General features: G+C 65.0%; 15 protein-coding genes, 1 tRNA gene, 3 rRNA genes and 4 pseudogenes. 11 read left to right on the top strand and 12 right to left on the bottom strand.

What is annotated here, in order from left to right; translation table 11 throughout:
* Position 1: 1 nt before the first annotated feature.
* Complete coding sequence (locus ACODNG_RS00115; protein ID WP_434521918.1) at positions 2-1,030, top strand: sodium:calcium antiporter; 1,029 nt, start codon at positions 2-4, stop codon at positions 1,028-1,030.
* 51 nt (positions 1,031-1,081) lie between these two features.
* Here ACODNG_RS00115 and ACODNG_RS00110 read toward each other — a convergent pair whose 3' ends face one another.
* From ACODNG_RS00110 to ACODNG_RS00100, 3 genes are all read right to left on the bottom strand, one after another.
* Positions 1,082-1,294, bottom strand: a complete 213-nt coding sequence (locus tag ACODNG_RS00110) for a PLDc N-terminal domain-containing protein (protein WP_434521917.1) — start codon at positions 1,292-1,294, stop codon at positions 1,082-1,084.
* 166 nt (positions 1,295-1,460) lie between these two features.
* Positions 1,461-1,817: a hypothetical protein gene (locus ACODNG_RS00105; RefSeq protein ID WP_434521916.1), complete on the bottom strand. Its 357-nt coding sequence runs from the start codon at positions 1,815-1,817 to the stop codon at positions 1,461-1,463.
* 121 nt (positions 1,818-1,938) lie between these two features.
* Positions 1,939-2,724, bottom strand: coding sequence for a helix-turn-helix transcriptional regulator (locus tag ACODNG_RS00100; protein WP_434521915.1), 786 nt, complete (start codon positions 2,722-2,724; stop codon positions 1,939-1,941).
* A 305-nt stretch (positions 2,725-3,029) separates the two neighbouring features.
* Between ACODNG_RS00100 and ACODNG_RS00095 the strand changes: the two genes are divergently transcribed.
* From ACODNG_RS00095 to ACODNG_RS00060, 8 genes and pseudogenes are all read left to right on the top strand, one after another.
* The gene (locus tag ACODNG_RS00095) at positions 3,030-4,349 is read left to right on the top strand and encodes a Zn-dependent hydrolase (RefSeq protein ID WP_434521914.1); all 1,320 of its coding nucleotides are present in this window, start codon (positions 3,030-3,032) and stop codon (positions 4,347-4,349) included.
* A gap of 73 nt (positions 4,350-4,422) precedes the next feature.
* On the top strand, positions 4,423-5,379 hold the full coding sequence (locus ACODNG_RS00090; protein WP_434521913.1) for a mechanosensitive ion channel family protein: 957 nt from the start codon (positions 4,423-4,425) through the stop codon (positions 5,377-5,379).
* Positions 5,380-5,470: 91 nt separating this feature from the next.
* Positions 5,471-6,259: an SDR family oxidoreductase gene (locus tag ACODNG_RS00085; protein ID WP_434521912.1), complete on the top strand. Its 789-nt coding sequence runs from the start codon at positions 5,471-5,473 to the stop codon at positions 6,257-6,259.
* Positions 6,256-6,603, top strand: coding sequence for a cupin domain-containing protein (locus ACODNG_RS00080; RefSeq protein WP_434521911.1), 348 nt, complete (start codon positions 6,256-6,258; stop codon positions 6,601-6,603). The genes ACODNG_RS00085 and ACODNG_RS00080 overlap by 4 nt, the downstream gene beginning before the upstream one ends.
* A gap of 27 nt (positions 6,604-6,630) precedes the next feature.
* Positions 6,631-7,460: pseudogene (locus tag ACODNG_RS00075) on the top strand (fumarylacetoacetate hydrolase family protein).
* 284 nt (positions 7,461-7,744) lie between these two features.
* Positions 7,745-8,810: pseudogene (locus ACODNG_RS00070) on the top strand (transcription initiation factor IIB).
* A gap of 75 nt (positions 8,811-8,885) precedes the next feature.
* Positions 8,886-9,065 carry a hypothetical protein gene (locus ACODNG_RS00065; protein WP_096392845.1) on the top strand — a complete coding sequence of 60 codons (180 nt, stop codon included), beginning with the start codon at positions 8,886-8,888 and terminating at the stop codon, positions 9,063-9,065.
* Positions 9,066-9,277: 212 nt separating this feature from the next.
* Positions 9,278-9,511, top strand: coding sequence for a UPF0058 family protein (locus ACODNG_RS00060; protein WP_004598519.1), 234 nt, complete (start codon positions 9,278-9,280; stop codon positions 9,509-9,511).
* Between the two features lie 112 nt (positions 9,512-9,623).
* On the opposite strand, the gene ACODNG_RS00055 is transcribed toward ACODNG_RS00060, so the two are convergent.
* Both ACODNG_RS00055 and ACODNG_RS00050 read right to left on the bottom strand, forming a co-directional pair.
* A complete protein-coding gene (locus ACODNG_RS00055) occupies positions 9,624-10,064 on the bottom strand; it encodes a DUF555 domain-containing protein (protein ID WP_434521910.1) in 441 nt (146 codons plus the stop codon).
* Between the two features lie 90 nt (positions 10,065-10,154).
* Positions 10,155-11,082, bottom strand: a pseudogene (locus ACODNG_RS00050) (DNA-3-methyladenine glycosylase family protein).
* Between the two features lie 92 nt (positions 11,083-11,174).
* Here ACODNG_RS00050 and ACODNG_RS00045 point away from each other — a divergent pair.
* A complete protein-coding gene (locus ACODNG_RS00045; RefSeq protein WP_434521909.1) occupies positions 11,175-11,675 on the top strand; it encodes an SRPBCC family protein in 501 nt (166 codons plus the stop codon).
* A 33-nt stretch (positions 11,676-11,708) separates the two neighbouring features.
* On the opposite strand, the gene ACODNG_RS00040 is transcribed toward ACODNG_RS00045, so the two are convergent.
* Together ACODNG_RS00040 and ACODNG_RS00035 are read right to left on the bottom strand one after the other, a co-directional pair.
* Complete coding sequence (locus ACODNG_RS00040) at positions 11,709-13,283, bottom strand: sensor histidine kinase (protein WP_434521908.1); 1,575 nt, start codon at positions 13,281-13,283, stop codon at positions 11,709-11,711.
* Between the two features lie 60 nt (positions 13,284-13,343).
* Positions 13,344-14,231 (bottom strand): DMT family transporter, encoded by an 888-nt coding sequence (locus ACODNG_RS00035; protein ID WP_434521907.1) that lies wholly within the window; start codon positions 14,229-14,231, stop codon positions 13,344-13,346.
* Positions 14,232-14,361: 130 nt separating this feature from the next.
* Between ACODNG_RS00035 and ACODNG_RS00030 the strand changes: the two genes are divergently transcribed.
* Positions 14,362-14,646, top strand: coding sequence for a hypothetical protein (locus ACODNG_RS00030; protein WP_209542944.1), 285 nt, complete (start codon positions 14,362-14,364; stop codon positions 14,644-14,646).
* A 39-nt stretch (positions 14,647-14,685) separates the two neighbouring features.
* Here ACODNG_RS00030 and ACODNG_RS00025 read toward each other — a convergent pair.
* From ACODNG_RS00025 to ACODNG_RS00005, 5 genes and pseudogenes are all read right to left on the bottom strand, one after another.
* Positions 14,686-15,397: pseudogene (locus tag ACODNG_RS00025) on the bottom strand (hypothetical protein).
* Between the two features lie 458 nt (positions 15,398-15,855).
* Positions 15,856-15,977: ribosomal RNA gene (gene rrf, locus ACODNG_RS00020) — 5S ribosomal RNA — on the bottom strand.
* 140 nt (positions 15,978-16,117) lie between these two features.
* A 23S ribosomal RNA gene (locus ACODNG_RS00015) occupies positions 16,118-19,036 on the bottom strand.
* Between the two features lie 273 nt (positions 19,037-19,309).
* Positions 19,310-19,381, bottom strand: a tRNA-Ala gene (locus ACODNG_RS00010).
* Between the two features lie 165 nt (positions 19,382-19,546).
* Positions 19,547-21,017, bottom strand: a 16S ribosomal RNA gene (locus ACODNG_RS00005).
* The 16S, 23S and 5S rRNA genes sit together here with 1 tRNA gene alongside, the layout of an rRNA operon.
* Between the last annotated feature and the right edge of the window lie 416 nt (positions 21,018-21,433).

Below are 21,433 nucleotides of genomic sequence, written 5' to 3'. Positions count from 1 at the left end.
CGTGACCGGAATCGTTCCCGACGCGCCGACCGTCCACGTATTGGTGATCGCCGCCGCGACCGGCCTCATCTGGCTCGGAAGCGGCTGGCTGGAGGAGGCCGCCGAGACGCTCTCCGGGTACTACGGCCTTCCGGCGGTGGTTCAGGGGTCGATCGTCGTCGCGATCGGGTCGAGCTTCCCGGAGCTGGTGAGCGTGCTCGTCACCGCCGTCACCGGCGTCTTCGACATGGGCGTGGGCGCGCTGGTCGGGTCGGCCATCTTCAACGTCCTCGTGATCCCCGCAGTGTCCGGACTCGGGGGCGACGGCGAACTGGAGGCCAACCGAGCGATCGTGTACAAGGAGGCGCAGTTCTACATGCTCGCCGTCTCGGCGCTGGTCGTGACGTTCGCGCTCGCGGTCATCTACTTCCCGGTCTCGTCGGATCCGATCGTCGGGACGATGCCCCGGTCGCTCGCGGTCATCCCCCTCGCGCTGTACGGTCTCTACCTCTTTATCCAGTACCAAGACGTCGACGACGCGGCGATAGACCGGGTCCGCGACGGGGTCGACGTCCGCCGCGAGTGGGCGAAGCTGGCGGCCGGACTCGGGCTCATCGTCGTCACGGTCGAGCGGCTCGTCGCGTCGGTGGAGTCGCTCGGCGTCACCTTCGGGATCCCCGAGTTCCTCGCCGGCGTCACGGTCGTCGCGGCCGCGACGAGCCTGCCGGACGCGCTCGTGAGCGTCCGGACCGCGCGCGAGAACCGCGGCGCGACGAGCCTCGGCAACGTCCTCGGGTCGAACACGTTCGACCTGCTCGTCGCTATCCCGCTCAGCGTGCTGATCGTCGGCGAGGTCGCCGTCAACTTCTCGACGGCGGTGCCGATGCTCGGCGTGTTGACGGCCGCGACCGTCCTGCTGTTCGTGACCCTGCGGACGAGCCTCGCGCTCACCGCGCGCGAGTCGTACGCGCTGCTCGCGGCCTACGGGCTGTTCGTCGCGTGGGTCGTCGCCGAGACGGTCGGGGCGACGAGCGTTCTCAGAGGAGTGTGAGCCCGTGTCCGGGTCAATCGTCGTTCGCGGGTGACCGCGAATGACGGCGGCTCAGTAGGAGTTCCGGCCGATGATGAGGTACAGCAGCAGGCCGAGAATCGGCGCGAAGAACACGATGAGCGCCCAGAGGATCGGCGGGTGGTCGCTGCGTGACTCCGCGTCCGAGTACGTCCACACGATCATCGCGAGGTGGACGACGAGGAACACGAGGCTGATCAGGAGGACGATACCGGCGGCCGCGCCTTGGAGGAGCAACGGGGACATACCGATCGATGCCAGAGCGGCCGGAGGCAAGTGTTTTCCGGATCGTCCGCGGCGTCGCTCGTCGAACAGGGTCCCCGTTAGACACGACCACGGAACACTGACTCTCTCGGGATCACAGTGGGAGATGTCCGGACCCGGCTTCGGTCAGGACAAGGGGCCAAGGCCGTCAATCAGTGTGTTCTGACTCCTCGGTAGTCGCTCGTTTAGCCGGGAATATCGCTGTGTCAGGCGCGTTGAACGGACCGTCTGGTCCGGTGAGCCACGCGGAGAGGTAGACAACACAGGCGGCGATGACAGCCATCGGCAGCTGGCCCGTAAAAACGCCATAGACGACCGTGACAGCGATTGTAGCGCGAGCGAGCGTGTGACGTTCGGCATCGCCGTAGAACACCAGTACCGCGACAATGAACGCTGAAATCGTCACCCACGCCCCAATTATCTCCTGCCTTGTCAGTACCGAGTACGCCAATCCGAGTATACCGATCAGTACCAACGCCGCCGCAATGCGTTTTGAGGAGGGCACGGTACACTCGTTTTGTCCGAATATCTTAAATTACGGTCATTAGTCACGAAGCAGTCCCTCTCTACCGACTGTTTCGAACAGGGGATCGCTGAGCAGACGGGTTCGACGGAGCCGACGTAGCTCAGTCCGATGTGACAGCGACGGACGACGCCTCCCGTTTGTGCTCTCGATACCGATCGTTCGCCCATTGAAGTGCCGGTTCAGACTGCGTCATGATCATGCCCGCGACGCTCCCACCGGAATCGTGAACGGTGATGCCAGCGTGGTCTCCCTCCGGGCTTTCCATGATCCACAGCGCGTATGGAAGGCCCGTTTCGGACTCGTAGAGCGACAGCGACTCCCTGCCGAGCAGCGATTCGGTCGGCGTCGCCGGGAACGACCTGAGCGAGTCGATCACGCTCCGTTCCGCGACGATCTCGACGGTCAGTTCGTCGCGTTCGAGCTCGCCGTCGAGTGTGAACACGTCCGATTTCAGGACCGTCGGCGCGAGTCCCCGCATTCTCGTCGCCTCCGTGAGCAGCGAGGCGCTCGCCGCGGCCGCCCGATCGGGCGCGTGCGGCTCCGAGCGCGTCACCGTCGCCCCTCTGAGGAACACCGGAGGTACCTCGGCCGTCGCCGGCAGGTGTTTCAACAGTCCGCTCGCGCGGCCGATCGCGTCCGTGCTGGCGACGTACTCCGTTCGCTCGGCGAGTGCAAGATGGCCGGTCTTCGTCACGCTGTAGGCGGATCCGTCCGAGACGACGCAGTCGACGTCGACCAGTTCGCCGATCGCCCGGTCGACCGTCGACCGCGAGACCGAGAGTTCGTCGACGAGTTCCGGCTTTCGCGCGGGAGACTCCGCGAGAGACGCGAGAATATCGTCCCGCTTGGCGAGTACCGAGCGGAGATCGGTTCCGTCGTCTACCATTAGATTCCCTAATGAGATTATGAATAAATAGTTGACTCTTGCGTGTTTCTCAGATAGTCGACCCCATCTCACGTCTGGAGCGTGGATTTTCGCTCCGCTACCGGCGGAAGCACACGTCGACGAAAGCGGTGGAGGGCCGTTTATCAACGGGCGAGGGATCGTACGGGTGACGACCTGATTACCTCACGGGCTCGGAGAGTGTTCGGGGCGCGGTGACGTTCTCACCCATTGATGCCGACCCGATCGGATCCCGACGCGACCGCCGGAGACCGAACCGTTTTGATCCCGCGGTGCCCGGTCCCGGTATGAGACTCCCAGTCGACGCGGACCGGCTCCGCGCGGACATCGAGGCGAACGCGGCGTTCGGCCGGGTCGAGACGAACGACCCGGAGGCGCACGCGCGAACGAACCGGACCGGCACCGAGGCGAATCGCCGAGCGAGAGACCGGCTGGTCGAGCGCCTCCGCGACGCCGGTCTCGATGTCACCGTCGACGCCGTCGGCAATATTCTCGGGACGTGGACCCCCGAGAGCGCCGACCCGGAGGCGCCGCCGGTCGTCTCGGGGAGCCACCTCGACAGCGTCCCAGAGGGCGGCATCTTCGACGGCCCACTCGGGGTGTACGCCGCGCTGGAGGCGGTGCGCGCGATGCGCGACGAGGGGTTCGAGCCGGACCGACCGGTCGGCGTCGTCAGCTTCACCGAGGAGGAGGGCGGAACGTTCGGAAACGGGCTGCTCGGCTCGACGGTCGCGACGGGCGAACTGACGCTCGACGACGCCCTCGCGCTGACGAATCCCGACGGAGAGACGCTCGGCGAGGCGCTCGACCGGATCGGCTACCGCGGTGGCAGCGCGGTCGACGCCGCCACGCCGATCGACGCGGACGGCGCGGCGACGACGCTGGATCCCGCGTCGTGGGACGCCTTCTACGAACTCCACGTCGAGCAGGACACGACGCTGGAGTCGGCGGGCGCGGCCGCCGGCGTCGTGACGACGATCACGGGGATCACCCACTGTGAGGCGACGATAGAGGGGGAAGCCAACCACGCGGGCGCGACCGCGATGGGCGAGCGCACCGACGCGCTGGCGGCCGCGAGCGAGTTCGTGCTGGACGTCGAGACCGCCGCCAACGAGGTCGTGTCGTCGTCGTCGCCGTCGGCGGTCGGCACCGTGGGATCGCTGTCGGTCGAGCCGAACGCGACGAACGTCGTGCCCGGGCGCGTCGAGGCGGGCGTCGACATTCGCGACGTCGAGACCGAATCGATGGAGACGATCGTCGACGCCGCCCGCGACTCGCTGGCGCGGCTGGAGCGCGAGCGGGGGGCCGAGACGGCGTTCGAGCGCCCGTTCGACGTCGCGCCGACGCCGATGAGCGACCGGCTTCGCGAGGCCGCCCACGCCGCCCACGCCGCCGCCGACGCGGCCGACCGCGAGGCGATCGACCTCCACTCGGGCGCCGCCCACGACGCGATGCGGGTCGCGCGCGTCACGGACGCGTCGCTGCTTTTCGCCCCCTCGCGCGACGGGATCTCGCACAACCCCCGCGAGTGGACCGACTGGGCCGACTGCGCCGCCGCGACCGAGGTGCTCGCCGGGGCGCTCGCGCGCGTCGCGGTCGACGAGTGACGGTCGGAGACGGGAGCGGCTCCCGCGTCCGCGACGGCACAACCGTTTTGCCGGTCGGCCGCGAGCGACGAGCGTGAGACGTCCACTCGGACTCGCGTCGCTCGCGGTCGGGCTGTTGGCGGGGATCGCCGGAACGATCGCCGGGACGACCGACGCGCTCGCGAACTGGCCGCCGATCGGCGGGTACCCCGCTCCGGTGGTGGTGGGCCGGTCGCTTCTCGTCGTCGCCGTCGCGGGGCTGGTGTACGGGAGCTACCTGCTCGCGGTCCGCGTGCTGACGCGCTCTGCGAGCAAGCGCCGGGCGCACAACGTCCGGAACCTCCTCCGGCTGGCGTTTGGAGTCGTCGGAACGGTGGCGACGCTCGCGGTGGCAACGGAGAACTGGATCGGACTCCTCTTCTCGCTCGGCGTCATCGGGTTCGCGATCACCTTCGCGCTCCAGCAGCCGCTCTTATCGCTGATCGCGTGGGTGTACATCGCGGTCAAGCAGCCGTTCGGCGTCGGCGACCGGGTCCGGATCGACGACGCGAAAGGCGACGTGATCGGTGTCGACTTCCTCGTGACGACGCTGTGGGAGATAAACGGCGAGCTGGTGACGACGAACCAGCCCTCCGGGCGGGTGGTCACCGTCCCGAACAGCGTCGTCCTCTCGTCGAACGTCGTCAACTTCGGCGGCGGCGGGTCGCCGTACGTCTGGAACGAGGTGGCCGTCCAGGTCGCCTACGAGACCGACCTGGAGTTCGCGCGCTCGGTGATGATCGAGGAGGCGACCGATCTGGTCGGCCAGGAGATGGCCGACGGTATCGCCGCCTACCGCGAGGCGCTCGCGGAGACGCCGGTCGAACTGGAGGTCCACGACGGCCCGAGCGTCAACGTCCGACAGGAGGAGTCGTGGGTCGAGCTTCGCGTCCGGTATCTCACGCACCCGCGGCGCGGCCAGCGGGTGAAAAATCGGCTGTACGAGCGGATCTTAGAGCGGTTCAACGATAGTCCGGACCGCGTGGCGTTCCCGGTGAGCCGGAACCGGTGAGTCGTAGCCGAGAGGACCGAGTCCGAGTTTCACGGGCGGCGGATTGCCTCCGGGGAAACGCTTTCCACGGTAACCGCGCACAGTCGATCACATGGATCTGGAGATAGCGGGGAACGCGGCGCTCGTCACGGCGTCGTCGAGCGGACTCGGCAAAGCGTCGGCGACGGCGCTCGCGCGCGAGGGCGTCGACGTCGTGATCAACGGCCGCGACGAGGACCGGCTCGCCGAGGCGAAATCGGAGATAGAATCGGTCGCGGCGGGCGAGGTCGTCGCACAGCCCGGCGATTTCACGGACCCGGACGACGTGGAGAGGCTCGTCGAGACGACCGTCGACGAGTTCGGCGGACTCGACCACCTCGTCACGAGCGCGGGCGGTCCGCCTTCGGGTGCGTTCCTGGAAACAGACGACGAGGACTGGGAGGAGGCGTACGAGCTGCTGGTGATGAGCGTCGTCCGGCTCGCTCGCGAGGCCGAACCGCACCTCCGGGAGGGGGACGGCGGCACCATCGTGAACATCACCTCCCGGAGCGTGAAGGAGGCGCTCGACAGCCTCGTGTTGTCGAACTCGGTCCGGATGGGCGTCATCGGCTTAGAGAAGACGCTCTCGAAGGAGTTCGCGCCCGAGATCCGTGCGAACGCCGTGTTGCCCGGCCCGCACGAGACGTCGCGGATCCGAGAGCTGGTGAACGACGCCGTCGACCGCGGCGAGTACGACTCCTACGAGGAGGGGCTCGACGAGTGGGCCGGCAACCCCCTCGAACGCATCGGAGACCCGATGGAGCTGGGGAACACCGTCGCGTTCCTCTCCTCGCCGAAGTCCGGGTTTATCAACGGCACCGCGCTGCCGATAGACGGGGGAGCCACGGGCGCGAACCTATGAGAGCGGTCCCGTTCGACGAGGCCGAGACGTATGAGCCGGACGAGGGCTGGCGACGCGTGTCGATGGCGGGCAGCGACCGCTTTTCGTTCGAGTGGTTCGAGAAGCCGCCCGGCCACTCCTCGCCGCTCCACGGCCACGAGAACGAGCAGGTGTGTCTCTGTCTCGAAGGGGAACTGACCGTCGTCACCGACGAGGAGTCGGCGACGCTCGGCCCGAACGACTCCGTCTTCCTGGAGGCGAACGAGGCGCACCGCGTCGAGAACACCGGCGACGAGCGGGCGGTCGGACTCGACGTGTTCGCGCCCGGGCGCTCGTTCGACTTCTGGACGGACCGGGAGGAGTGATGCGACCGTGAACGGAGGAGCCACCGGATGAACTACCTCGCGCGCACCGCGACCGGCCGACCGCTGCTCGGCGACGACGAGGGATACGTGCCGCTTTCGGCGGTGGAGCCGGGCGCCGAGACCGTCCGCGACGCGCTCCCGCTGGCGGCCGCGGGCGACCTCGCGGGCGTCGAGGACGCGCCCGCCGAGCGCGTTCCGGCTGAAGACCTCGCCTTCGGACCGCCCCTGAAACGGTTCGGGAAGCTGTGGGGATCGGTCTCAACTACGCCGACCACGCTGGCGACCTCGACGAGGAGCGCCCAGACGAGCCGGCGAGCTTCACGAAGCCGTCGACGGCCCTGACGGGTCCCGGCGGTCCGATCCGACTCCCGCCGAGCGACCAGAGCGAGCGCGTGACCGCGGAGGCGGAGCTGGCGGTCCTGCTGGGCCGCGAGTGCCGATCGGTCGCGACCGAGGACGTGAACGACGTCGTCGCCGGCTACTTACCGGTGATCGATATGACCGCCGAGGACGTGCTCCGGCGGAACCCGCGATTCCTCACGCGCGCGAAGAGCTACGACACGTTCCTCGTCGTCGGCCCGGCGATCGCGGTGCCCGACGAGCCGGTCGACCTCTCGGACGCGACGGTGACGACGCGCGTCAACGACGAGGTCAAGGCCGAAAACGAGGTGCGGAACATGCTGTTTCCGCCCGCAGAGATCGTCTCGTTCCACTCCGAGGTATCGACGTTGCGCCCCGGCGACCTGTTCAGCACCGGGACCCCGGGCGCGGCGCCGATCGAACCCGGCGACGAGGTTCGGGCGACCGTTGAGTCGGTCGGCTCCGTGTCGGCGTCGGTGACCGGCCGCCGGTCGTGAACGAGTGAGCGCGCCGGTCGCGAATCGATCGCTTCGCGCCGCGGCGGCTCTGAGAGCCAAGTATATATACTGTCGTGTGGCCACGTCTACCTCTCGTCGCTGTCGCGGCCGAAGCCGACCGGCGGCAGCTCAGCGACGTAACTGGACTGTCAGACCGCTTCGCGTCGGTACTTCATAGCTCATTTACAGATAGATTTATATACTCTCGAGACTAACTATACGTTAACAGACTGGCGATTCGCGGACCTCGCTGTATTTTCGTCGGGGGATCGTCGGAACAACCCATGACAGAGACAGACACCTACAGCGGCGGCGGTACGGAGCGAGAACGACTGACGGACCCGAGCGACGCGGCCGAGAGCAGTGAGCGCACGCGAACGAGGGCGAGGGACTCGACGACCGAGGAGTCGGCGGACGCCGAGGAGACGACGAGCGAGCGCGAGAGCGAACGGACCACGACCTGTCCCGAGTGCGGCGGCCGGCTCGCGACCGACACGGAACACGGGGAGACGGTCTGTAGCGACTGCGGACTCGTCGTCGAGGAGGACTCGGTCGACCGCGGGCCGGAGTGGCGCGCGTTCAACGCCGGCGAGCGCGACAGCAAGTCTCGGGTCGGCGCCCCGACGACAAACATGATGCACGACAAGGGGCTGTCGACGAACATCGGCTGGCAGGACAAAGACGCCTACGGCAAGTCGCTCTCCGGGCGACAGCGACGCCGGATGGCAGCGGCTGCGGACGTGGAACGAGCGGTTCCGCACCCGCGACTCCAAGGAGCGCAACCTCAAGCAGGCGCTCGGCGAGATCGACCGCATGGCCAGCGCGCTCGGACTCCCCGACAACGTCCGCGAGACCGCCTCCGTCATCTACCGCCGCGCGCTGAGCGAGAACCTCCTTCCCGGCCGCTCGATCGAAGGCGTCGCGACCGCGGCGCTGTACGCCGCCGCGCGTCAGGTGGGAAACCCTCGGAGCCTCGACGAGTTCACGGCGGTTTCGCGGGTGGAGAAGATGGAATTGACGCGGACGTACCGCTACGTCGTCCGCGAGCTGGGACTGCGCGTCCAGCCCGCGGACCCGACGAGCTACGTCCCGCGGTTCGTCTCGCGGCTCGACCTCTCCGACGAGAGCCAGCGACGGGCCCGGGAACTGCTCGACGACGCTGCGAGCGCGGGGATCACGAGCGGAAAGTCACCGGTGGGACTCGCGGCCGCGGCCGTGTACGCCGCCGCGCTGCTGTCGAACGAGAAGGTGACCCAGAGTCAGGTCTCCGACGTGGCCGACGTCAGCGAGGTCACTATCCGGAACCGGTACAAGGAACTGCTCGAGGCGAGCGGCGACGTCCCCGCCTGACCCGTCACCGGTAGTGACTTGTTGTACGGCGGTTCGCCACCCACGTTTTTAACGCGGCCCGCTGTAGGCGGGGGCATGGTGGACGCGTTCGTCAGACTGGTCTGTCCGGAGTGCGGCAAGGAGTGGCAGGACAATCCCGCCGAACTTCAGGATCTTCGGTCCAACTTCAGCTGTTCGGCGTGTCACGCGACGCGGCGCCTGACCGAGTTCATGCGGACGGAACGCGATCTCGAGGCAGTCAAGCAGTTTCAGTAACTGACCGAGAGCCGCACAGTCCGAGCCGTTCGTCGTTGACGATCATCGGTTCCGTAGCATCAGTTTCGCACGGGTACGAACGTCGGTGAACGATCCTTAACGACTCATCGAGAAACGACTTCTCCGTCCCGCTACTCACGAAATACGCGAACAGTATGGTAACGTTACTCAAGATAATAATATAAACCTCCGGTAGCAAAGGACTGGTACTCATGAAGAAGCAGGAGCTCATCCATCTTCACGGTCTCCTCGCGGAGGTACGAAAACAGTGCGAGTTCTGGGACGACGACGTTGACCTCGAAGCCTACGAGGAACTGGGCGTCAAACCGACATCGATTCACAAATCGAAGACCGACCACAAGGCGGCCGTTTTCAAGCTGACAGAGGGAATCACCGAGCCGATGGAGTCGTCCGAATCGGAGCCGCTGGCCCCGACGGCCGACTGAGACGCTTACCGCGTACTGCTCCTCGCCGACCGCTCCGACACCCACGTAGCGTAGCGGCCGCTCTCCGGTTATCGGGATCTTGTGTCAGACGACACGTCGCTCCGACCGCCGCTCAGTTTCCGACGCTTTCCTCGTCGTCGCGGGTCGCCGGCTCGTCGTCGCTCGACGCCGACTCTCCTTCGGCCGTCTCGGGTTCGTCGGTGCGGTCGCTCTCCTCCGGGTCGATTTCGGTGACCGACAGCACTTTCAGTGGGATGTTCCGGAGGCGCTTCCCGATCTCCTTGCGCGCGACGCGGCTGGCGTGTTCGCCGCGGTCGACGTTGAACACGTCCATCTGGAGCTCCAAGGCGACGAGCGCCTCGTCGGCCGCGACGAACGCCGGATCGAGCTGCTCGCCGCTCGGCGACGTCCGCGTTCCGGTATCGATCTCGACGTAGTTGAGATCCGGATTGAGCATCTCGCCGGTCTTCGAGATGGCGATCCGGACCGCCTCGTCGACGGTTTCCACGTCGTACACCGGAACCGCGGCCTCGACGACGACTCGACAGTCCATCACGACCGGAGCTACCACGCGAACGAGTATCAAACTTCGGCCGCGGCCGACGGTCGGGGGCCGTGGCGGGCGGCTCTCGGAGACCCCCGATCACTCGCCGCCGGCGCGGAGGTAGTAGAACACGTACGTCTGCGCGTATCCGGCGTACTCGCCGCCGAATCGCTCGCGGATCGCGCGGGAGGTGGCCGCGTAGCTCCCTCGGTCGCAGTCGGGGTAGTACTCCTCGATGGTGGTGCGGATCCAGGTGTCCAGCGGCACCGCTTCGAGGAACCCGAGCGAGAACAACAGCACGCAGTCGGCGACCTTGTCCCCGACCCCGACGAACCGCGTGAGCGACTCGCGGGCCTCCTCGTAGGGGAGGTCGGCCGCCTCCAGCGGGTCGGCCTCGCCGTTCGCGACCATCTCCGCGGTGCGCCGGACGTACGGCGCGCGGTAGCCGAGAGAGAGGTCGCGGAGTTCGTCCTCCGTGCGCGCGGCCAACTGCTCGGGCGTCGGGAAGGCGCGATACGTCTCGTCGCCGAGCGCGACCGCGTCGCCGTACGTCTCCCGGAGCCGCCGTTCGCATCCCGTGAATCCGGGCGACGCGCATCTGCGCCGAACAGATGAAGGAGACCAGGCAGGGGAAGACCGGATCGCGGGTCAGCCGCATCCCCTCGTAGGCGTCGTACGCGCGCTCCAGCAGGGGGAGATCCGGGGTGGCGTCTAAAATTGCGTCGAGGTCGTCGTCGAGCCGGAGCAGGTGCGTCAACAGCGGCTCGGCATCGGTCGACGCCTCCCAGCGGAGCGTTCCGTCGTGGACGCCGCCCTCCTGTCGAACTCGGACCACGGTCCGCTCGTCCGTCACGCCGGGGATCGGGTCGACGACGGTCTCGTACCACGCGTCGCCGCCACTGGCGTGGAGTTCCGCGTACGCGTCGCCGTCAGCGCGGTTCCAGAGGTAGCTCTGTCCGCTCTCGAGGGTCGCCTGAAGGTCGAACGGTCCAGCCAAGTCGCCGACGTCGATCGCCCCGCGTTCCATCGTCTTTGGTCAGGGCGCGCGCGGACATGCGGGTTTCGGTCCCGGACCGCCGCCGAAGACGGCTTTTTGTCCGCCCGACCCGTATCCGAGGTATGCCGACGTACAGGCGGACAACTCGGGTGCCGGCCCCGATCGAAGACGTGTGGGAGTTTCACTCCACGGTCGACGGACTGCGAGAGCTCACCCCCGACTGGATGCGCCTCCGTGTCGGCGACGTCGAGGGACCGGACGGGTCGCCCGATCCCGACGTCCTCGTCGCCGGGTCGACGATAGGGATGTCGATCAGTCCGTTCGGGATCGGCCCGCGACAGCGGTGGACCTCGCGGATCGTCGAGCGCGATCCCGACGGAGAGACGCCGCCCGAGCGCTCCGCCCGGTTCGTCGACGAGATGGAAGGCGGCCCGTTCCGGCGCTGGGAACACACCCACGCGTTCTACGCCGACGGCGACGAGACCCTGCTCGTCGACACGGTCGTCTATCGGCTACCGCTCGGACCGCTCGGCGACGCCGCCGGCCCGCCGGCGAAGATCGGGTTCGAAGGGATGTTCCGCGACCGGCACCGACGGACGGTCGAGCGGTTCTCGAAGAACTGAGCGCCCAGCGACCGGACACCGGGATCGAGCGTCCTACGGCGACGCGGCCCGCGTCGCGTCCGCGCCGAACGTGAGCTCAAAAACGGCACCGTCGTCGTTTCGCGCCTCGATGTCCCACTCGTGCGCTTCGACGATCCGGTCGACGATCGCCAGCCCGATCCCGGAACTGTCGACCGAGGAAACTCCCGAGTCGAACACGGTGTCGACGAGTTCGACCGGGATTCCCGGGCCGTCGTCCGCGACGTACAGTCCCCTCCCGTCTCCCTCCGTGGCAATCGGGCCGATCTCGATTTCGACATCCCGACCGCCGTGGTCGATCGCGTTGCGGAAGAGGTTCTCGAACGCCTGCCGAAGTCGGCTCGGGTCCGCCTCGACGCGGCCGACCTCGTCCGCGATCGTGAGTGTCGCGTCGGGCGCACGAACCGACTGCCACGCGTCTTCCGCGATAGCCTCGATCGGAACGTGTTCCGTGTCACCGATCGTCTTGCCGCGGCGCGCGAGCATGAGGAGGTCGTCGATCAGCGTCTCCATGCGGTCGACCGCGCCGCTCATAGCGTCGTAGCGCGCCGGAGATATCTCGTCCTCGGAGAGGGAGAGATACCCCGAGAGCACGTTGAGCGGATTTCTGAGATCGTGTGAGACGACGGAACTGAACTGTTCGAGCTGTTCGGCCTGGCGTCGGAGCGCCACCCGACGGTCGTTGCGCGCGATCGTGTGCGCGACCAGGTCGCCGAGAGTGCGGTACAGGTCGACTTCGTCGTCCGTCCAGACGCGGCGGTCGGCAGACTCGAACGCGACGATCCCGCTCAGTTCCCAGTCCACGACGAGCGGGACGTGGACCGTTGCCGGCGGTTCCTCGGCCGTATTCTCGGCCTCGTCGCCGAGAGGCGGGACGGAGGCGGACGAGCGCGCGACGTTGCCGAACGTCGACAGCCGGTCCGGGTCGGGGAAGTCGTCAAACGGTCTCGGCGCCGGCTCGAACCCGTCGGGACACCAGCTGTACGCGGGCACGAACTGTCCGTCGTCCTCTCGGTAACAGACGATCCGGTCGAGTTCGGCGTGTTCGCCGACGTTCTCCATCGTCCACTCGATCTTCGTCCCGACCTCGTCGGTTCGCGTGCTCATCAGCGTCGTCCCGGCGTCGAGCAACACTTCCGCGAGGCGGGCGACGTCGTCGTCCCCGAGCCGGACGCGGTCGGGGTCCACTCGGTTCGCGAGACGCTCGGCGAGTGGGCCGGTACCGTCGACGCCGTCCGAGTTCGACTCCCGGCCGTCGGCGTCCACCACGTCGTCCACGTCGGCCGACAACAGGGTTCGAATCGTCGCCGTCGTCGCGTCCTCGACGAGCGCGATCACCGGGACGTTCGACGGAAGCATCGCGAGGCGGTCCCCCACCGCGTCGTCGGTCGCAGCCGCGACGGTGACGACCACGCCGCACGTCGCGTTCAGGGGGTCCTCACCGTCGCGACCCGCGTCGAAATCGCTCGGGGTGAGCGCGCGAAACGTCGGTCCGTCCGGTCCCTGCCAGACGGCATCGACCGCGCAGGACACGCGTTCACCGGCGCTCGCGTCGTCGCCCACGAACGCGACGACTGTTCGCCGATCCATACTCGTACCAGCCGGTCGGCGGGCTTCAACGTTTATCCCAAAATATCGGCGCTGAAAACGCTATTCCCGGTCAGCGGTCGCCGTAACGTAGATACCCAGAAGGACGACGCAGCCACCGACAACGGTAGCCGGCGTCGGCGTCTCCGACAGCAACACGAACGCGAGTAGGGTCGCGCCGACCGGCTCGCCGAGCAGCGAGACGGAGACGACGCTCGACTCCAGGTGTGCGAGCGCCCAGTTGAGGACGGTGTGACCGAGCAGTCCCGGACCCGCCGCCAGCCCCACGAACAGGAGCCACTCTCGGGGTGGATAGCCGGTGAGTGGGTGCCCCGCGGCAAGGACGAACCCGAGCAGAACGAGCACGCAGACGCCGTACACGACCGTGACGTAGGGGACGAGCGAGATGCGCTGGCGAAGCGAACGCCCGGCCAGCACGTATCCCGCGGCGGCGACCGCGCCGGACAGCGCCAGGGCGTTCCCGTACAGCGGACGGGGACCGATCGCCACGCCGCCGAGGAAGTCGCCGATCGACATCGACGCCATCCCGGCCACGGCCACCGCGATACCCGCAGTCATGCGGCGCGTGACGCGCTCGCGTAACAGCAGCCACGCGCCGAGCGCGACGAACACCGGTTGGGCCTGAACGAGCGTCACGCTCGCGGCGACGCTCGTCCACCGCAGACTCTCGAACCACGCCGCGAAGTGGACCGCAAGTGCGACTCCGGACAGAGCCGCGAACGCGAGGTCCCGAGACCGAATCCGCGCGAACTCTCCGCGGTACCGCCACGCGGCGATTCCGGCCAGCGGCAGCGTCGTGAACAGCACCCGGTAGAACGCAGCGACCGAGCTCGGCGCGTCGCTCAGGCGGACCAGAATCGCGCCCGCACTCACAGCGGCGACCGCGGCCGCCAGCCCTCCCTTCGGTGACACCGCCGGCTTCGAGGTCATCGGGTCTCGCGGCCGTTCGAGCGGCGGGTGCTTACGGGTTTCGAGAGGCGGCCGAGCAGTCGACGGAGAAGTTCCGGCGTCCGACGGACGCGCCGACGGAGATTTCACCCCCCGACGCGAACGGCGAATCATGTGTGCGGACACGTTCGGGGTCGGCATCCGCGTCGCCGAGACGGAGCTCCGCGTCGTCGTCGGCGTCCCCTCCGACATCGACGCAGGATGGACCGACCCCGAAGCGTTTCAATCGCTCGTGGCCGAAACCGTGTGGGAGCGACTCGACCGACGCTCGACCTTGGAGGCCGTCGCCGCACGGTACGAGACGGGGGAGACGGCTCCCCTCGGAAGCGTGACGATCGAACCGGACGGCACGGTGGTAGAAGCCGACCTCAAACGCGTCGGCACGGCGGACGAGTGAGACAATCTCCGCAGCAGTGGACCGAGTTCGATCTGCGACTCAGTCATCGGCTGCGTCCGCCTCGATCGCGACGCCGACGGCCCACGCCCGGTTCGGCCGGTACGCGGTGAGATCGTATCGGGTAGGTCCCACGGTCTCGCTCCACGTGTCGAGCGCACCGAGCGTCACTAACCCCGACAGCGCCGCACCCAGCGTTCGCGGCGTCGTCTCCGGGTCCGCCAGCGCGGCGTGAACCTGCTTCGACTGAGGGTAGTTCCGATCGCACTCCTCGATTCCCCGCATGGCCTCGTCCCAGTGGCGACGGACGTACCCGAAGGTCGTGGGATCGTCACGTGAGAGGCGTTCGACCACCGCCACCGCCTCCGCGTCGGCGCCGGTGACGGAACCGACGCGAGCGCCGACCCGGGAGACAAACTCTGCGGGACCCTCGAAAGAGTACCCAATCGCGATCCGATTCGCTTGTCCCTCAAACCGGTCCGAGAGTCGGTTCGCGAACGCGACCGCGGAGCCGATCCCCTCCCGTTCGGCGACGGGTGCGAGGTCGTCGATTAGCAGAATCGACCGTCCCCGAGGGCGCGTCGTCGAGATGGTCTGCGACAGCGTCAACAACCCGTTCACTCCCGGCCGCACGTCCGAGTACCGTGTATGCGAGTCCGCCGTTCGGTACGACTTGCGTCGACGCGGCGGTCCCGCTCCGGGCGACATCGCTCGCGTCCACCACCGCCTCCCGATTCGGCGGTCCCGCAGCCATCCGATCCCAACCGGTTCGCCAGGCTTCGACGTCGCTCCCGAACAACACCGACACGACGCGGTCCGAGACCGTCCGATCGCGAACCGACGGGGGATCCCCACAAGCCAGCCGCACCGTGGCTCCGGCGTCCTTCGGGCCCTCCATGATACGTTAGCTTCACCGACAAAACTGATAAACTTATGGATAGTGTTATCAGTACTGATATGAATCTCGACGAAACGACGACTCAGCCGGTAGTCACGGGTTGACCACGGACCTGCCGCCAGTGGTTACGACCCGGAAGTCCGACGTGCCACTACCTACGAGCGCTGCGACGGGGGGATTCCAATATTACTCGCCAGCGCTGCTGCTGGTTTCGGCAGTTCGCGTCGCGAGTGCTGCGGCTCTCAGTATATAAAGAAAGCCCACGGACGCTGCGTCCGTGGGCTGTGTTTGGGAGGATACCTCCCGTATGAGTGGACAGGCGGCGACTCGTGGTTCCCAGAGGATCGCTCACTCCAGTACTTCACGATACGCTGGTAGGCTTAACTTCCGTGTTCGGAATGGGTACGGGTGTTTCCCTACCGCTTTGGCCGCCTTTATGCCGACTCTCGGATTCGAACCGAGACTCTCTCTTCCGGGCGAGAGACGCCTGTGTCGGTCTGGTTCGGTACCAACCGTGTATATCGTGCGATCCAGTTACCGCCTGAACTCATGCGAGTCGTGGCGCGTCAGCGCCAATGAATGTGGCTCGGTCTGTTAGTTCTCGTGGGCTTAACACCTCGTTGCCTCGGTGCGTACACCCCGAGTCTATCGAACTCGTCTTCTACGAGTGACCTCTGTGGTACCTCTTTTCCATGTGGGTTTCGAGCTTAGATGCGTTCAGCTCTTACCCCGTGTCGCGTGGCTACTCGGCATCTGCCCTTCCGGACAACCGATACACCAGTGGCGACCAAACGTAGTTCCTCTCGTACTATACGTTCGTTCACGTCAGGTACCTCACACCCCCAATAGATAGCAGCCGACCTGTCTCACGACGGTCTAAACCCAGCTCACGACCTCCTTTAATAGGCGAACAACCTCACCCTTGCCCGCGTCTGCACGGGCAGGATGGAGGGAACCGACATCGAGGTAGCAAGCCACTCGGTCGATATGTGCTCTTGCGAGTGACGACTCTGTTATCCCTAAGGTAGCTTTTCTGTCATCTACGGGTCCCATTCCGGAACCTCGTAGGTTCGCTAGACCACGCTTTCGCGTCAGCGTTCCTCGTTGGGAAGAACACTGTCAGACCATCTTGTGCTCTTGCGCTCTTCGCCGGATTCCCGACCCGGCTGAGATGATCTTCGGGCGCGCTCGATATCTTTTCGAGCGCGTACCGCCCCAGTCAAACTGCCCGGCTACCGGTGTACTCCTCCCGGAGTGAGAGTCGCAGTCACCGACGGGTAGTATTTCAATGTTGACTCGGTGGCGTGCTAGCGCACGTACCTGTGTAATGTCTTCTACCTATGCTGCACATCGGCGACCACGTCTCAGCGACAGCCTGCAGTAAAGCTCTATAGGGTCTTCGCTTCCCCTTGGGGGTCTCCAGACTCCGCACTGGAACGTACAGTTCACCGGGTCCAACGTTGGGACAGTGGCGCTCTCGTTTATCCATTCATGCAAGCCGCTACTGAAGCGGCAAGGTACTACGCTACCTTAAGAGGGTCATAGTTACCCCCGCCGTTGACGGGTCCTTCGTCCTCTTGTACGAGGTGTTCAGATACCCGCACTGGGCAGGATTCAGTGACCGTACGAGTCCTTGCGGATTTGCGGTCACCTGTGTTGTTACTAGACAGTCGGAGCGCCCGAGTCACTGCGACCTGCTCCTCAGAGAGCAGGCATCCCTTCTTCCGAAGGTACGGGACTAACTTGCCGAATTCCCTAACGTCGGTTCTCCCGACAGGCCTTGGCTTGCGCTGCCAGAGCACCTGTGTCGGATCTCGGTACGGACATTATGCTTGCCTTTTCACGGGCCCTATGTACGGCTGACTTTCGCTATTTCGCGCTTCGCTCGCTTCGTGCCGTGACGGCGTCCACGAGTTTCCACGATTTGACCGGGCGAGTGCCCGGCTCAGCGTTCCACACGGCGTCGGCGTTTACTCGCATAATGGCGCTGGAATATTAACCAGCTTCCCGTCGGTGTAGTCAAGTTGTGGTACACCTTAGGACCGGCTAACCCTCGGCTGAACGGCAGTGCCGAGGAACCCTTGCTCTTCAGGCCGTCGAGGTTCTCACCCGACTATCGCTGCTACTGTGACCAGGATTGTCGTTACTGGACGGTCCACACGAGCTCTCGCCCGGGCTTCCGTCCGACCAGTACGCCAACCTACGCGGTTGCCCCTGTCAAGGGCACGGCCAGGTCTCGGTGGTAGATTTGAGCCCCGATCATTTTGGGCGCCTCAAACCTCGGCCGGTAAGCTGTTACGCTTTTCTTAGCGGGTAGCTGCTTCTAAGCTCACCTCCCGGCTGTTTAGGGCTTGAGACCACCTTCGAATCGCACTTAATCTACACTTTGGGACCTTAACCCGGCTCTGGGTTGTTCCCCTCACGGTACACAGGCTTACCCCGCGCACCGGACTCCCTTCGTCTACAGCGCCTGCGGGTTTGGAGTTCGACAGGATGGCCGACTCCTCTCGGAGGCGGGTCATCCAATCGGTAGCTCTACCCCGCGGGCTACCTCGGAAGAGGTCATGCTTCGACATGTTTCGGTTGGAACCAGCTGTTGCCAGGCTCGATGGGCCTTTCACCCCTACACACGAGTCACGAGAGGGTATTGTAGAACACCAACTCTAACAGGCCTCCACGTGGCTTTCGCCACGCTTCACCTTGCTCGCGCGTAGATCGCCTGGTTTCGGGTCGCACCCAATTGACTCCCCGCGCTTGAACACGGTGGCCCTCACACGAATGTGCTGCGGCCGTATCGGTTTCCCTGCGCCTTCCCCGGTTCACGGGTTAGACTCGCCAATCAAGTGCACTCCCTGGGTCGTTTTTCAAAACGCACGACACGACGCCGGCTCGTCTCTCTTCCTACTAGAGAATCGCTTCTCGGTCGTTTTGAGAGACGCCTTGTACGCCCTGTCGCTCGATCGCCAGCTGATTTCAGGCCCTATTGCACCGCCCTTTTCGGGGTGCTTTTCAGCGTTCGCTCACGCTACTTGTTCGCTATCGGTCTCGAGGAGTGTTTAGCCTTCTCAGGGGATGCCTGAGTTGTTCACAGAGGATATCCGACCCCTGCTACTCTGGTATTGACGCCGACGGTACTGTTCTCTCATACGGGGTTGTCACCCTGTTTCACGCTCCGTTCCAGGAGACTTCTGAGAGAGTGTCGCGTCTTGGTTGTCAACCCGAACACCACATTGGTCCGAAGACCTTCGGTTTGGGCTGTGTCGCGTTTACTCGCGGTTACTGACGACATCGCGGTTGCGTTCTTTTCCTTCCCTTACTGAGATGTTTCAATTCAGGGAGTTCCCTATTGCGCGTGGCAATTGTAAAACGGATTCCGATTCGGAGATCTCATGTTCTTTCCCTCCATGCGGGTCCCATGAGCTTTTCGCAGCTTGGCACGTCCTTCGTCGGCTCTCGAGCCGAGCCATTCACCAGCTGGCACAGTAGCCAGTAGTGTGTCAGCCAACTCTCCAGAGGAGAGTGCTGACGGTGTCAAGTGACATAGTGTCACCCGACTGTATATGGTTCACTGACGTTCCACGAACTCGGATGAGTTCAGTGGACGTCTGGATCGCACGTATACACGGTTGTCATTGAATCGCCCCGGGTGTGACGGGGCGTTCGTCGAACCCTTCCCATCCGCGGTTTCCCGGGATGGTCGGATCGGTCGTCGTGTTCGAATCGAGTCGCGTCTCCCACTTAAGGGGACGGATTCGCTTCGAACGGACATGGACTCACTGGGATTCGAACCCAGGGCATCCTCCTTGCAAGGGAGGCACTCTACCGCTGAGCTATGAGCCCACCTTCCCTGGTGGGAAGGTCTGGTATGTGTTGTGTGGGCCGTGGTCGTTCTGCGGTGTCCAAGCCGGTGGGTGGGTGGACTACACAGGCCAATGCGAATGAGTAGTGACCGTCTGAAAAGACGGTCGTAAGGTGAGCTCGCCCAGAGGGCGAGTCTCGGGTCGGTGGAGGTGATCCAGCCGCAGATTCCCCTACGGCTACCTTGTTACGACTTAAGCCCCCTTGCGAAGCCCAGATTCGACGTTCGTGGAACGCCTCATCCGGACCTCACTCGGGTGCTTTGACGGGCGGTGTGTGCAAGGAGCAGGGACGTATTCACCGCGCGCTTGTGACACGCGATTACTACCGAATCCAGCTTCATGTGGGCGAGTTGCAGCCCACAATCCGAACTACGATCGAGTTTCTGAGATTACCGTCTCCTTTCGGAGTTGGAACCCTTTGTCTCGACCATTGTAGCCCGCGTGTTGCCCAGCACATTCGGGGCATACTGACCTACCGTTGCCCGTTCCTTCCTCCGTGTTAGCCACGGCGGTCCTCCTACTGTCCCCAGCTACCTCGCGGTACTGCTGGCAAGTAAGAGTGCGGGTCTCGCTCGTTGCCTGACTTAACAGGACGCCTCACGGTACGAGCTGACGGCGGCCATGCGACCTCCTCTCTGAAACTCGGACAAGGTCATCAACCTGGTCGTCATTATTACAGTCGATGCTGGTGAGATGTCCGGCGTTGAGTCCAATTAAACCGCAGGCTCCTCCGGTTGTAGTGCTCCCCCGCCAATTCCTTTAAGTTTCATCCTTGCGGACGTACTTCCCAGGCGGTCTGCTTAGCGGCTTCCCTACGGCACAGCACCCACTCGTAGTGGGAGCCACACCTAGCAGACATTGTTTACGGCCAGGACTACCCGGGTATCTAATCCGGTTCGAGACCCTGGCTTTCGTCCCTCACTGTCGGATCCGTTCTCGCGACGTGCTTTCGCCATCGGCGGTCCGTCCAGGATTACGGGATTTCACTCCTACCCCGGACGTACCCGTCGCGCCTTCCGGTCCCAAGCCACGCAGTTTCTACCGGGCGCCCACCTGTTGAGCAGGTGGATTTCCCGATGGACTTGCGCGGCCAGCTACGGACGCTTTAGGCCCAATAAGATCGGCCATCACTTGGGCTGCCGGTATTACCGCGGCGGCTGGCACCGGTCTTGCCCAGCCCTTATTCTGGTACCACCTTACGGTACCGAAAAGCACAGGCGCTATGCCTGTGCACTTGGGATCCCCCTATCGCACTGTCGTGCAGTGTAAAGGTTTCGCGCCTGCTGCGCCCCGTAGGGCCCGGAATCTTGTCTCAGATTCCGTCTCTGGGTTCTCACTCTCATGACCCATACCGATTATTGGCACGGTGGGCCGTTACCCCACCGTCTACCTAATCGGCCGCAGCCACATCCTTCGGCGCCGGAGCGTTTGGCATACCACTCATTCCAGTGGTGGTATGGTATACACTATTAGCCTCAGTTTCCCGAGGGTATTGTGTTCCGAAGGGTAGTTTGGCCACGTGTTACTGAGCTATTCGCCACGAGTCTGAACTCGTGCGACTAGCATGGCTAAATCGGATCCCAATAGCAATGGCCTCCGGCAGGATCAACCGGAATGAATATCCTTCAGGCCTGATTCCCGGCCTGAAGGGGGTGTTGGCGGGTGTCAACGTAGTGTTGACACACCATTGCATTGGTCTGTGTGGTGTCCGGAACCAACCAGCGGCTTGGATGGCACCGAACGACCACGGCTCACATCAGATCGCCGCTTACGCCGGAGCGCAGGGGGCGCGATCCTCATCAACTGAGTCGGACAGGCCGACTCTGCGAAACCGGGCCGAGTTGAACGGCCCGAGTCCGCGGTGCGTTCTTCGCGTATTGACCGAACGGGCTTATACACTTAAGCACGTCGGAACGCTTCGACCGGCCGCGTCTGCGGCCGGTCGGTGCCCCCTCGTCGGGGGCGCCTCGCATTTCTTCGAATGCCCGGGTTGTATTTAACCCCGTCGAACCATCTCCGCCACGTCATGCGG

Source organism: Halorubrum sp. AS12, assembly GCF_051122765.1.
Classification (GTDB): Archaea; Halobacteriota; Halobacteria; order Halobacteriales; family Haloferacaceae; genus Halorubrum; species Halorubrum trapanicum.
This window is presented reverse-complemented; position numbering and strand designations above follow the sequence as displayed.